10 protein-coding genes are annotated in these 12454 nt (G+C 68.8%); 4 read left to right on the top strand and 6 right to left on the bottom strand.

Annotated features, from left to right (window positions below):
• The first annotated feature begins 66 nt into the window (after positions 1-66).
• Positions 67-1353 carry a YhgE/Pip domain-containing protein gene (locus ASG64_RS18920; RefSeq protein ID WP_056075545.1) on the top strand — a complete coding sequence of 429 codons (1287 nt, stop codon included), beginning with the start codon at positions 67-69 and terminating at the stop codon, positions 1351-1353.
• Between the two features lie 95 nt (positions 1354-1448).
• Here ASG64_RS18920 and ASG64_RS18915 read toward each other — a convergent pair whose 3' ends face one another.
• Genes ASG64_RS18915 through ASG64_RS18900 form a run of 4 tightly spaced genes read right to left on the bottom strand, consistent with a single transcriptional unit; the run spans position 1449 to position 5238 of the window.
• Entirely contained in the window at positions 1449-2417 is a 969-nt protein-coding gene (locus ASG64_RS18915; protein WP_200933502.1) for a D-2-hydroxyacid dehydrogenase, read from the bottom strand.
• Between the two features lie 20 nt (positions 2418-2437).
• Complete coding sequence (gene allB, locus ASG64_RS18910) at positions 2438-3778, bottom strand: allantoinase AllB (protein ID WP_056075541.1); 1341 nt, start codon at positions 3776-3778, stop codon at positions 2438-2440.
• Entirely contained in the window at positions 3778-4830 is a 1053-nt protein-coding gene (gene alc / locus ASG64_RS18905; protein ID WP_056075538.1) for an allantoicase, read from the bottom strand. Before alc ends, allB begins: the two co-directional genes overlap by 1 nt.
• Positions 4831-4833: 3 nt before the next feature.
• Positions 4834-5238, bottom strand: a complete 405-nt coding sequence (locus ASG64_RS18900; RefSeq protein WP_056075534.1) for an allophanate hydrolase-related protein — start codon at positions 5236-5238, stop codon at positions 4834-4836.
• A gap of 138 nt (positions 5239-5376) precedes the next feature.
• On the opposite strand from ASG64_RS18900, the gene ASG64_RS18895 reads away from it, so the two are divergent.
• From ASG64_RS18895 to ASG64_RS18885, 3 genes are read left to right on the top strand one after another with little or no spacing between them, the layout of a single operon-like run.
• Entirely contained in the window at positions 5377-6288 is a 912-nt protein-coding gene (locus ASG64_RS18895; RefSeq protein ID WP_056075531.1) for a ribokinase, read from the top strand.
• Positions 6285-8372 carry a RecQ family ATP-dependent DNA helicase gene (locus ASG64_RS18890; protein WP_056075528.1) on the top strand — a complete coding sequence of 696 codons (2088 nt, stop codon included), beginning with the start codon at positions 6285-6287 and terminating at the stop codon, positions 8370-8372. Before ASG64_RS18895 ends, ASG64_RS18890 begins: the two co-directional genes overlap by 4 nt.
• Positions 8373-8417: 45 nt before the next feature.
• Positions 8418-10172: an ABC transporter ATP-binding protein gene (locus ASG64_RS18885; protein ID WP_200933501.1), complete on the top strand. Its 1755-nt coding sequence runs from the start codon at positions 8418-8420 to the stop codon at positions 10170-10172.
• Here the strand turns inward: ASG64_RS18885 and ASG64_RS18880 are convergent.
• Together ASG64_RS18880 and ASG64_RS18875 are read right to left on the bottom strand one after the other, a co-directional pair.
• The gene (locus ASG64_RS18880) at positions 10155-10784 is read right to left on the bottom strand and encodes an SDR family NAD(P)-dependent oxidoreductase (RefSeq protein WP_056075525.1); all 630 of its coding nucleotides are present in this window, start codon (positions 10782-10784) and stop codon (positions 10155-10157) included. The two genes, ASG64_RS18885 and ASG64_RS18880, sit on opposite strands and share 18 nt — an antisense overlap.
• A 49-nt stretch (positions 10785-10833) precedes the next feature.
• Positions 10834-12387 (bottom strand): hypothetical protein, encoded by a 1554-nt coding sequence (locus tag ASG64_RS18875; protein ID WP_056075522.1) that lies wholly within the window; start codon positions 12385-12387, stop codon positions 10834-10836.
• Between the last annotated feature and the right edge of the window lie 67 nt (positions 12388-12454).

Here is a 12454-nt window from a genome sequence, read left to right as displayed (position 1 = left end):
CACCTACGATACAGAACTGTATCGAGCGCCGGTCGCTCCGGCTGACGGACGAGAGGTCTATCGAACATGTCCCCCGACACGGTCACACCCGCATTCAAGCGCCCCCTCACCTGGCTCGTTCCGGTTGCGGCCGTCTCGATCATCATGTCGCTCCTGGCCGCCCTGTACCTCGGCGGCATTCTCGATCCCCGCGAGAACCTGCGTCACTTCCCGGTCGCACTGGTGGTCAGCGACGAGGGCGACGTCCTCCCGAACGGTCAGCAGGCGAACATCGGCGAACAGATCGCCACCGGGATCGTCGACGGTGTCGATCCGGAGAAGATCGACCTCCGCCGAGTCGGCATCGCCGACGCGCAGAACATGCTGGCCAACGGTGAGGTCTACGGCGCCATCGTCATCCCCAGCGACTTCACCAAGCGGGTCGGCATTCTCACGCAGGCCAGCGTCGTGGCCGGCGACATCGACAAACCGATGGTCACCATCCTGACCAACCAGCGTGCGGGCACGTTGGGATCGTCGATCCTCACCACCATCGGTGACACCGCACTCGACACCGCCAACGGCACACTGGGAGAACAACTCACGGCGCAGGTGACGGGCGCCCTGCCGGAAGGGTCCACGCTGTCGGGTGCCGCGTCGTTGACGCTTGCTCAGCCGATCGACATCGTCGTCACGCCCTATGACCCGCTGCCGGGCGGCACCGGACTCGGCCTGTCGTCGTTCTACTTCGCGCTCCTTCTCGTGCTGGCCGGGTTCACCGGCGCGACCATCGCCAACGCACTGATCGACAGCGCGCTGGGGTACGTCCCCCTCGAAGTCGGGGCTCGATTCCGCCAGCGTCCCCGCTCGACAGAGAACCGGTTGGCGACGCTCGCCGCCAAGTGGCTGACCATGGTGGTCATCGCGGTCGTCGTGTCGGCTCTCTATATCGCGATCGCCACGGCCCTCGGAATGCCGGTGCCCCACTCCCTCGCACTGTGGATGTACGGCACGCTCGCGATCTCCGCCATCGGCGTCACCGCCCTGTCGGTGATGGCCGTCCTCGGCACGCCCGGCCTGGTGGTCAACCTCGTGGTCTTCGTGATCCTCGGGCTGCCGTCCGCCGGAGCCACCATTCCCATCGAGGCGTCGCCGGCCCTGTTCGGGTGGCTGGCCCAGTTCGAACCGATGCACCAGGTCTACCTCGCGGTGCGGTCGATCCTGTACTTCGACGCCCGCTGGAACTCCGGCCTGGCGCACGGTCTGGCAATGACGGTGCTGGGCCTCGTCCTCGGACTCGCGCTCGGCGGGATCGTCATGGCGCTCTACGACCGCAAGAATCTCGAGCGCGTCCCGGCCTCCGAGGCTCGGTGAGCGCCGACCCCCCTCGTCGCGAGTACGCCGATAGTGTCGCGATTCCGGCTCCCCTGACGACACTATGGACGTACTCGCCGGGGAGGGGGTAGCTGTCAGCTCGGGACGAAACCCAGCTTCTTGTCGACGACGTTGGACAGCTGCCGACCTGCGGCGAACGCGTCGGCGTTGTCGACGAACACGCTGATCAGCCGCTCACGCCAGCCGGTGGTGTCCCCGCTCATGTGCGCTGTCAGCAACACGTCGTCGAGGGTCCACAGGACGTGGTCCGGCGGGAGTGGTTCGGTCTCGAACACGTCGAGTGCGGCGCCGCCCACCTGACCGGTCCGCAGGCCGTCGACCAGCGCCTCGGTGTCGAGCAGTGCGCCGCGGCCCACGTTGATCACGCGCACCCCCGGCTTCGCGGCGGTCAACACCTCGCGCCCGACCATCCCGCGGGTGGACGGCGTCAGCGGTGCGATCAGGATCAGGTAGTCGCTGTCCGACACGACGGCAGCCAGGTCACTGCTCGCGTGCACCGTCCCGAAGTCGGGATCACCTGTGCGCGCCGTGCGGCCGACGCCCGACACGGTCATCCCGACAGCGCGCAGCAGACGTGCGACGGCGCGGCCGATGCTTCCCGTCCCGACCACCATCGCGCGCGCCCCCGCGACGTCCGCGGTCTCCCGGTGCAGCCACCGAGCTTCCCTGCCGAGCTCGACGGTGCGCCGGACGTCCTTCGCCATCGCCAGCACGGACGCGAGGACGAACTCCGCGATCGGCGTGTCGAACACGCCTCGCGAATTGGTCACCACGACATCGGATGCCACGAGTTCGTCGAACAACAGGGTGTCCACCCCGGCCGCAGCGAGGTGCACCCATTCGAGGTCGGAGCACCTCGGCCACACCTCGCGCAGTGCCTCACGGATGTTGTCCCACAGCAGGATTGCGCGGGCACCGTCGACGGCGTCGGCAAAGGTGGATGCGGTGGCGTAGCGGACGTCGTACAGCGCTTCCACAGCCTCCATGCCGACGGGACGATCGCCGTCGTGCATCACCGCGAGTACGGAGCGGTCGGTCACCATGGTCCGAGCATAAACAGCGATCACTCGCGGTCGAGCAGCACTCCCTGCGGATCCCCGTCGAGATCGACACGCACGCCCGCGAGCCACGTCGACCGCACGACACCGCTCAGACGACGATCGTCGTACGCGGTGACAGGGTTCTTGTGCCGCAGCTCCGCCGCATGCACGACGAAGTCCTGATCGGGTGCGAACACGATCAGATCCGCGTCCCTGCCCACCTCGACGGACCCCTTCGAGGCCAACCCCACCTGAGCCGACGTGGCCACCGCCATCCACGTGACGACGTCGGTCAATCCGTGCCCTCGCCGGCGGGCCTCGGACCACACCGCGGACAACGACACCTGCAACGACGCGATACCGCCCCACGCTGCGCCGAAATCACCGATGTCGAACCGCTTCAGCTCCGCGGTGCACGGCGAATGGTCGGTGACCACGGTATCGATCACACCGTCGGACAGCGCCTGCCACAACGCATCTCGATTGCCCGCCTCACGGATCGGCGGGCAGCACTTGAACTGAGTGGCGCCGTCCGAGATCTCCTCGGCGGCGAACGACAGGTAATGCGGGCACGTCTCCGCGGTGATGCGGACACCGGCTCGCTTGGCCTCGGCGACCAGCGGCACCGCCTCGGCGCTCGAGAGGTGCAGGATGTGGACCCTGCACCCCGTGCGTGTCGACGCGGCGATCACGTCGGCGATCGCGGTGTTCTCCGCAGCGCGGGGCCGCGAGGCCAGGAAGTCGGCATACTCACGGCCGCCGTCGTTCTCGGACTCCGCGATGATGCGCGAGTCCTCGGCGTGCACGATGAGAAGTCCGTCGAAGGACGCGATCTCCACCATCGCCGCCTCGAGTTCGACCGGCGAGAGCGGTGGGAACTCGTCGACTCCGGAATGCAGCAGGAAACACTTGAACCCGAAGACTCCGGCGTCGTGCATCGGTCGGAGATCGCCGACGTTGCCGGGTACGGCGCCACCCCAGAACCCCACGTTCACTCGTGCCTGCGGGCCGGCCACGTCACGCTTGACGGCCAGCGCCTCTGTGGACACCGTCGAGGGAATGCTGTTGAGCGGCATGTCGATCACCGTGGTCACGCCGCCCGCAGCGGCTGCGGCGGTCGCGCTCGCGAAGCCCTCCCACTCGGTACGCCCCGGCTCGTTGACATGGACATGCGTGTCGACCAACCCGGGGAGCAGGACCTCGTCGTCGGCGAGGTCGACGACAGTGGTCGCGTCGATCACGTCGTCGATTCCGCCGATCACCGCGATCCGGCCGTCGACCACCCCGACCGCGCAGGAGGTCTCCACCTGTCGGCCGTCGGGTCCGGTCACGATCGCTCGCGGCGCCCGGAAGACGACGTCCATCATGCCGGTGCCTGCTCGGGTACCAGTGCGCGATGTTCCTCGGGGAGCGCCGACCACCAGCGCATGCGGGCGTCGTCACGCGAGCGGTCGTCGGGATCCCCGAAGAGCCGCAGTCGTGACAGACCCCCGTCGGGATAGACGTCCAATCTCAGATGCGTTGCGGCCGGGGCGTCGTCGAGCAGCAGCATGTGCCGCGTGTCGGGCTGGACGGCGGTTCTCGCCAGCACCTCGGTCCAGGCGGCGGGGTCGTCCACGTCGGCCGTCCGGGCGTCGACGGTCCGCAGCGACGCCCAGCCCGGCGCATTGCCCACGTAGTAGGACGTGTCGATCTCCACGTGCCGCGGCACGCCGGCAACACCCAGCGCGAAGACGGCGAAGTCGTTCCCACCGCCACGTCGACGCGAGTTCTCCCAGCCCTCCCCCATGTTCCGGGCGCGACCGGGGAGAATGATGTTGGCGGGCGAGGCGTAGAACGCGTCGGAGCACTCGACCAGCCGGCCACCGTTCTCGGCCGCCAGCAGATCCACCGTTCCTCCCAGGAAACGTGCGTCGGGCACCACCTCACCGTGCACCCGCAGTCGCGCCACTCCCCCGTCCGGGTAGATCGACAGGCGGACATGCGTCCACCGACGGCCGTCCGAGACCGGGTAGAGGTTGGCGGTGTCGCCGTCGGCCGGCGACTTGTCGACGAGCGTGTGCCAGTGCGCATTCAGGATGTCCCCGGCGGACGGATATCCCTCGATCGACGCCGCCTCGACGGAGACGAACGGTGGATAGTTGCCGCGGAAGTACGCGGTGTCCACGACCACTCCGTGCACGATGCCCGCGGCGCCCAGTCGAACGATCGCGTAATCGTGGCCCTCGTCCCGCCGTCGACGCGTCTCCCAGCCGTCGTAGACCTTGCCCTTGTGACCGAATTCGGTGGGGTCGAAGAACGGGGCCGTCGGCTTGATCAGGTTCTCGCGCTGCGCGAAGAGTTCGTCGTTCGCGGCGCTGACGGACCCTCCGAGAGCGCGGGACGCGAGATCGGGGAAGGCGAGGAAATCGCTCACTCGTCAAGCTCCTGCAATGTCGGGGTCGGGCAATCCGCGGTACGCGCGCCAACCGCCGAGGTCGGTGATCTCGGTCAGATCGTCCGCGATCGAGTCGACCAGCCCCGGCCGCAGGACGACGGCCATGACCGAACGTCCGTCGGCGAGCTCGATCACCGACAGTTCGAGCTCGGCCGGCTCCTCCGGGAGGAAGTCGGTGCGGATGTTCTCCATCGGCACGTCGTAGAGCTCACCGGCGATCGAGGCGCCGCCCGTCTCCGTGAGGAGCAGGCCGGGGAACTCGTCCCGCACGGCGAAGAAGCGGTAGTTCGGAGCCGTCGTCACGGAGCCGAGGAAGGTATGCGCGGACACATTGTGGTGGAGGTTGCCGCCACGCATGGCTCCTCCGTTGCAGAACAGTTCGGCCATGGTGTCCAGTCCTCTCGTTCCACTGGTGGATCTGTCTCCGACAGCATTTTGCGGTGCGACGACAACCTAACCGAGTTCCGGCCGCACGACCCGGGAAGGGTGACGTCGATGTCGGCGACACCCGTTAGGGTCGCGATCATGGCCGATCCGCAGCATGCACGCACCGCATCCGCACGACCGCGCATCGCCGTGGTCGGAAGCATCAACATGGATCTTCTCGCCCGCACACCCTCCCTGCCCGTCCCCGGTGAGACAGTCCTGGGTTCGTCCTTCCGCACCAGCCCCGGAGGCAAGGGGGCCAATCAGGCCGTCGCCGCGGCGCGCGCCGGCGCGGACGTCACGTTCGTCGGCGCCGTCGGGTCGGACACGTTCGCTCTCGAACTTCGCGAGACGCTCGTCGACGCCGAGGTGGACGCCTCGCTGCTGCGCGAGGTGCCCGGCGCGAGCGGAGTCGCCGTGATCACCGTGGACGACTCGGCCGAGAACTCCATCGTGGTGATCGGAGCTGCCAACAGCACCGTCACCGATCTGACCGAGGACGAGCTGGAGGCCGTCGCCACGGCGGACGTCCTGCTGTGCCAACTCGAGATCCCGACGGAGACGGTGCTCGCTGCAGCACGCCACGCACAGGCTAACGGGACCGTGGTGTTCCTCAATCCGTCTCCTGTGCAACCACTCTCGGACGACCTCCTGGCCGCGATCGATGTCGTCGTCGTCAACCGCGACGAGGAGGCCGCGTTGGGAGCGGACGCGGTGCGGCGCGTACCCCACGTGGTCACCACGCTGGGCGCGGACGGTGCCCGGTGGCGCGGACCGGACGGCGCCGAGGCCACCGCCACTGCACCGGCCGTCGAGGCCGTCGACACCACCGGCGCCGGGGACGCGTTCGCCGGAGTCCTGGCGACGGCGTGGCGAGACGGGCCCGAGCTCGCGGTCCGGCGAGCGTGCGCTGCCGGCGCACTGACCGCCACCCGTCCGGGCGCCGGTTCCGCGGCACCGACCGCAGCCGAGATCGACGCCCTCCTCGCAGGCGACGGCTCACGCGCATGAGCACCCGCGAACGGGCGCAGGAACTGCTCACCGACCTCGCCGGCCCCGATGCGGTTCTGCGCGAGGACCAGTGGACAGCCATCGAGGCGCTGGTGGTCCATCACCGCCGTGCCCTGGTGGTGCAGCGGACCGGGTGGGGCAAGTCGGCGGTGTACTTCATCGCCGCGCGGCTGCTGCGCGAGCAGGGGCTCGGACCCACCGTCATCGTCTCGCCGCTGCTCGCCCTGATGCGCAACCAGGTCGCTGCCGCCGAGCGCGCCGGCGTCACGGCAGCCACCATCAACTCCGGCAACGTCACCGAGTGGGACGACGTGCACGCACGCGTCGCCGCCGGTGAGCTGGACGTCCTGCTCGTCAGTCCGGAGCGGCTGAACAACCCCGATTTCCGCGACCAGGTACTGCCGTCACTGTCGGCCGATGCCGGGCTCGTGGTGGTCGACGAGGCTCACTGTGTGTCCGACTGGGGCCACGACTTCCGGCCCGACTACCGACGCATCCGCTCCCTGATCGCCGAGCTCCGCGAGGGTGTGCCCGTCCTCGCGACGACCGCCACCGCGAACGACCGCGTCGTCGCCGATGTCGCCGCCCAACTCGGTGTCGGTGGATCCGACACCACCATCCTCCGCGGTGGTCTGCAGCGAGAGTCGTTGCACCTGTCCGTCGTTCGGATCCCCGATCCGACGGCCCGCATCGCCTGGCTCGCGGAACACCTGAAGACCCTGCCCGGCTCGGGGATCGTGTACTCGCTCACCGTCGCGGGTGCGACCGATCTGGCAGCACTGCTCCGCGATCGCGGCATGGAGGTCGCCGCCTACACCGGCCAGACCGACCCCACGGAGCGCGAAGCGGCAGAACAGGATCTGCTGAACAATCGGGTCAAGGCGTTGGTCGCCACCTCGGCTCTCGGCATGGGCTTCGACAAACCGGACCTCGGCTTCGTCGTCCACGTCGGCGCGCCGTCGTCGCCTATCTCCTACTACCAGCAGGTCGGCCGTGCGGGACGCGCCACCGAGCGCGCGGACGTCATCCTGCTGCCGGGCGCCGAGGACCGGGAGATCTGGAGTTACTTCGCTTCCGTCGCGTTCCCCCGTGAACACGTCGTGCGGCGGGTGCTCGAAGTCCTCGATACCGAACGCCCTCAGTCCACCCCAGCTCTGGAGCCCTTGGTCGAGCTGGGCCGGACGCGGCTCGAGATGGTGCTCAAGGTTCTGGACGTGGACGGAGCCGTACGGCGGGTCAAGGGCGGCTGGTTGGGCACCGGCGAGCACTGGCACTACGACCGCGAACGCTACGAGCGTCTGGACGAGGCACGTCTGTCGGAACAGCGCGCGATGATCGAGTACCAGTCGACCACCGAGTGCCGCATGTCCTTTCTCCGTCGACAACTGGACGACCCGTCACTCACGGGCGACGCCGATGCCGATCGGTGTGGGAGGTGCGACAACTGCACGGGTGAGCATCTGTCCGCGGACGTGTCCGAGGGCGACGTCGAATCCACCCGGCAGCGCTTGGACAGACCAGGACTCGACCTGGCGGTTCGCAAGCAGTGGCCCACCGGCCTGAAGAAGGTCGGCGTCGACCTGTCGGGGAAGATCACGCTGGGTCCCGAGACCGGGCGCATCCTAGGACGACTCACCGACCCCGTGTGGGGGCCGCGCCTGCGCGCGCTGACCGACGGCCAGGACGGTCCTGCCCCCGACGGACTGGAAGCGGCGTGCATCAAGGTCCTGGCGGAATGGACGTGGGACGAGCGGCCCACCGGAGTGATGGTGATGGAGAGCGACACTCGTCCGCTCCTCCTGCAGGATCTCGGCGAACGTCTGGCCCGGGTGGGCCGTCTGGAACCTCTCGGCACGCTGCATCGCCGTCCGGACGCGCGCCCGGTGTCCGGTGCGAACTCCGCCTTCCGGGTCGCGTCGCTGGTGGATGCCTTCGAGCCGCCGGATCTCACCGCCCATCGGGGCCCGGTGCTGCTCCTCGACCTCTCGACCGACACGGGGTGGACCGCGACCATGGCCGCACGAGCCTTGCGGCAGGCCGGAGCGGATGCGGTCCTCCCGTTCGCCCTCATCGGCCGCGGGTAAGCCGCGGCTCGAGGAACACGTGCGGCTCGCGACTAGTGTGACCAGGTGACGACAGATACTCCGGAGACCCTCGGCCGGCTCCCCAACCTGCGCATTCTGTGGACCTTCATCCGCCCGCATCGTCGGTTGTTCCGGTTCGGCCTGCTGCTGGGTCTGCTGGTGACGGCGTCGTCGTTGGCGACACCGCTGGTGACCAAGCGGCTCCTCGATTCGTTCGGAGTCCCGGGGGCGACGAAGTCCGCGATCGTTCTGCTGGTCAGCCTGCTCGTCGTCGGCGTGATAGTCGGGATGGCGCAACGTCTGCTGCTCGGCACGATGGCCGAGCGCGTGGTGCTCGAAGCCCGGTCGTCGATGGTCCGTCGGTTCTTCGGAGCGACCATCCCCGCGGTGACGGCGCGGCCGGCCGGTGAGATGTTGACCCGCGTCACCTCCGACACGGTGCTGCTGCGGGAAGCGTCGTCGTGGGCGCTCGTGGAGATCGTCAACGGGAGCATTGCGATCGTCGGAGTCATCGTCCTCATGGCGACCCTGGATCTCCCGCTGCTGGGTACCGCGGTCCTCGGCATCGCTCTGATCGGGCTGGCGGCCGGGGTGCTGATGCCCAAAGTGGCTCGCGCGCAACGTGATGCACAGGAAGCGATGGGGCGGCTCGGCGGCATCCTCGAGGGCGCCCTGCGTGCAGTCCGGACCGTCAAGGCCAGCCGTGCGGAGGACCGTTCGAGTGAGCGCGTCATCGACGAGGCTCGCACGTCGGCCATGTTCGGCATCCGTGCCGTGCGCCTCGAGGCATGGGCGTGGACCATCACCGGCAGTGGAATCCAGCTCACCATCATCGCTGTCCTCGGAGTCGGCGCGTACCGGGTGAGCTCGGGCGCCCTCGCGGTGTCGAGCCTGGTCGCGTTCCTGCTGTACGCCTTCCAGCTGGTGGGGCCCGTCGCGCAACTCACGCTGTACGTCTCGCAACTCCAACGTGGCATCGCCGCGGCGTCGCGTATCCGCGAGATCCAGGTGATGGACCTCGAGGCTGCTGCACCGGTGGCTGTCACCGAATTGCCGCGCAGCATCACCGACGCCCCCGCCGCCCTGTCTCTCCGACGCGTGACGGCCGGTTACGGCGAGGAGAGCGCCGCGGTGAACGGCATCGACATGGAGATCGCCGCACGCGGACACACCGCCGTCGTCGGGCCGTCGGGCGCCGGGAAGACGACGCTGTTCTCTCTCTTCCTGAGGTTCCTGGAGCCGCGGAACGGTGAGCTGGCGCTGGCCGGCGTTCCCTACCCGCAGTTGTCGCACGACCAGATCCGCGCGCGGATCGGATACGTGGAGCAGGCGACCCCGACGCTACCCGGCACCATCGCGGACAACCTCAGACTGACCCACCCGGATGCCACCGACGCCGAGCTCTGGGCGGCACTGGGGCGTGTCCGCCTGTCCGAGAAGATCGAACAACTCCCCGCCGGGCTGAGCACCGAACTGCGCGATTCCGCAGTGTCGGGTGGTGAGCGCCAACGCATCGCACTGGCCAGGGCGATCGTGCGTCCGCCCGACATCCTGCTTCTCGACGAGGCCACGGCGCAGGTGGACGGCATCACCGAGGCTGCGATCCACGATGCGATCCGTGAACTGTCGGTGCACGGTGCCGTCGTGACCATCGCCCACCGCTTGTCGACGGTCATCGACGCCGACACCATCTTCGTGCTCGAACGTGGGCGAGTGCGCTCGCGCGGCACGCACCGCGAGTTGCTCGACTCCGACACCCTCTACCGCGACCTCGTGGAGGCGCTACGTATCGCCGTCTGACGCGGCGGCCACCAGTCGGGACGCCGTGTCGTCCGGTGAGCCGAGATCGGCGGCCACCGTGGCCACGCGCACTCCCGTCGAGGCGAGCTCGGCGGCCAGTTGAGCAGCGAGTCGGTCGATCACGGCGGACGCCAGGGACAGCGCGTCCAGGTGAGCCGGCGCGGTGTCGCATCGCGGAACGAGGATCAGACCGGAGTGTTGGCACACCATGTGCCGGGCCGCGGCACGCGCGGTGATGAAGTGTGCCCGCAGCGCGTCGAGCACCGGGCGCTCGAGGTCGGCGACCTCCGTACGGTCGAGCCTGCGCCGAGCGTCGACGGACGCGGCGCGTGCGCCGGGAACGATCACGTCTACGGAGATGTCGATGCTGCCGGAGCACGCAGCGACGACGTCCACGTACTCGTCGACGTCGACTTCGTCGAGAACGTCGATGACGGCGGCTTCCGCGTACCCGCCGTCCTCGCGGATCGCGTCCACGACGACACCCATACGCTCGCGTGAGCGGCCGGCGAGATGGACGCGAGCTCCCTCGCGGGCCAGGGCGAGCGCCAGTCGACCACCGAGGACTCCGCCTCCGCCGTAGATGACTGCGTTGGCTCCGTCGAGCAGCACGTCACGCTCCTCGCTGTACGGGATCGTCCGGCGCCTGACGCCGCTGTCCTCACGGTACGGAGGAGGCGACCGTGTCGTCGGCGAATCGGTCGTCGTCAGCGCTCGAGTCGTCCGGTTCCGACGCATCCGCAGTCTCATCGGGTTCCCGGGCAGCGCCGTGTGCGAGGAGAACGGCCACCGAGACGGCGAGGGTGACCACCGCGGCGACGGTCGAGACCAGCACGAACACCAGCGAGCCTCCGTCCACGGACGCGCCCAGAATCCGCACCAGTTGGCCGATCGGGGTGAACATCGAGACGGTGTCGACGACGCCACCGGCGCCGCGCAGCACCATGCCGGCGAGCACGATCTGCGCGATGCCGAGGAACGCCAGCACGATGCCGCCGACCGTCAGACCGAGCGCCGTGCGTATCGCACGCGCTGCGGCGACCGTGGCCGCCACCCACAGCACGATCAGGACGGTGGCGGTGAAGAAACCGGAGAGGCTCGCGCCGGTGACCGCGAAGGCCAGTGCGAGCACCATCGTGAGCGACGTCGCGACGGCGCCCAGGACGGCGGCTCGCACACGGGGAACGAAAAAGCCGACCAGGGCGGCCGCGACCAGGGCGAAGGCCGCCGCGAGGTACGGCCAGTTGTCCGAGGCCGAGCGCACGACGTAGGAGTTGGTGCTGCCGGCCGAGTCCGCCTCGACCTGAGTTGCGGCCGGAAGCGAGGTCGAGGCCTTCTCCACATTGGATCGCAACGTGGTGAACATGGTCTCCATCGGACCCACGCCGCCGACGAGACGGGTGGTGCCGTCCACGAGGCGGACGCCGCCGTCGTCGAGCAGGACCAATCCGTCGCGAAGCTGGGCCGAGCCGTCGGTGGCACGCACCATGCCGTCGACGAACTCCGACTTCGGGTCGTCGAGTTGGTACGCCACGGTCTGTGCGCCCTTGCGCAGGGTCTCCAGATCGGTCAACACACCCCCGTTCAGTCCTTGCGTGCGTAGCAGATCGAGCACGGGGCGCAACTGATCCGCCGACGCCGCTGCCTGCGGGTCTCCCGATGCGGCCAGCGAGTCGAGCGTCTGCTGCACGATCAGTTCGATCTGACCCTGCGCCGCACCGACCCCGGTCAGGGCACCGACGACGCGATCCACTCCGCCGCTGACCTGGGAGGAACCGTCGCCGAGCTGCCACAGTCCCGCGCGGAGCTGCGTCATCCCGTCGGCCAACTCCGCGGATCCGTCGCGCGCCTGATGCAGCCCGTCGGACATCTGGTGTGCACCGTCGTCGAGTTCGGTGCTTCCGTCGGTCAGTTCCGTCATGCCGCCGGCGAGTATCTGCAGCGGCAGCGCCGTGTTGGTCAACGCGGATCTGGACGGAGCCAGCGGATCGGTGGCAGATCCCCCCGCCGTCGATCGGACGGTCACCGTGCCGGTGGTCGCGTCCTGGTCCGTCTGCGCTACCCAGAAGACGCCCGCGGCCAGGGTGGGAAGAAGAACGGCGAGCAGCATGGCCACCGGGGTCGCGCAGAGAGCAGCGATCCGGCTGCGGATCGGCGCGCGATCCGAACCGGTGGACGGTGCTCTGAACTGCGGAAGCCTGACTTTCGGAGTCATAATGAGCCGGACATTAGCTACCACGACGCGTGAACGGTGCGTGCCTCGCCGCACCGTTGCCATTTAT

This window comes from Rhodococcus sp. Leaf247 (genome assembly GCF_001426185.1).
Classification (GTDB): Bacteria; Actinomycetota; Actinomycetes; order Mycobacteriales; family Mycobacteriaceae; genus Rhodococcoides.
The sequence above is the reverse complement of the archived record's forward strand: the minus strand, read 5'-3'. Positions and strand labels throughout refer to the sequence as shown.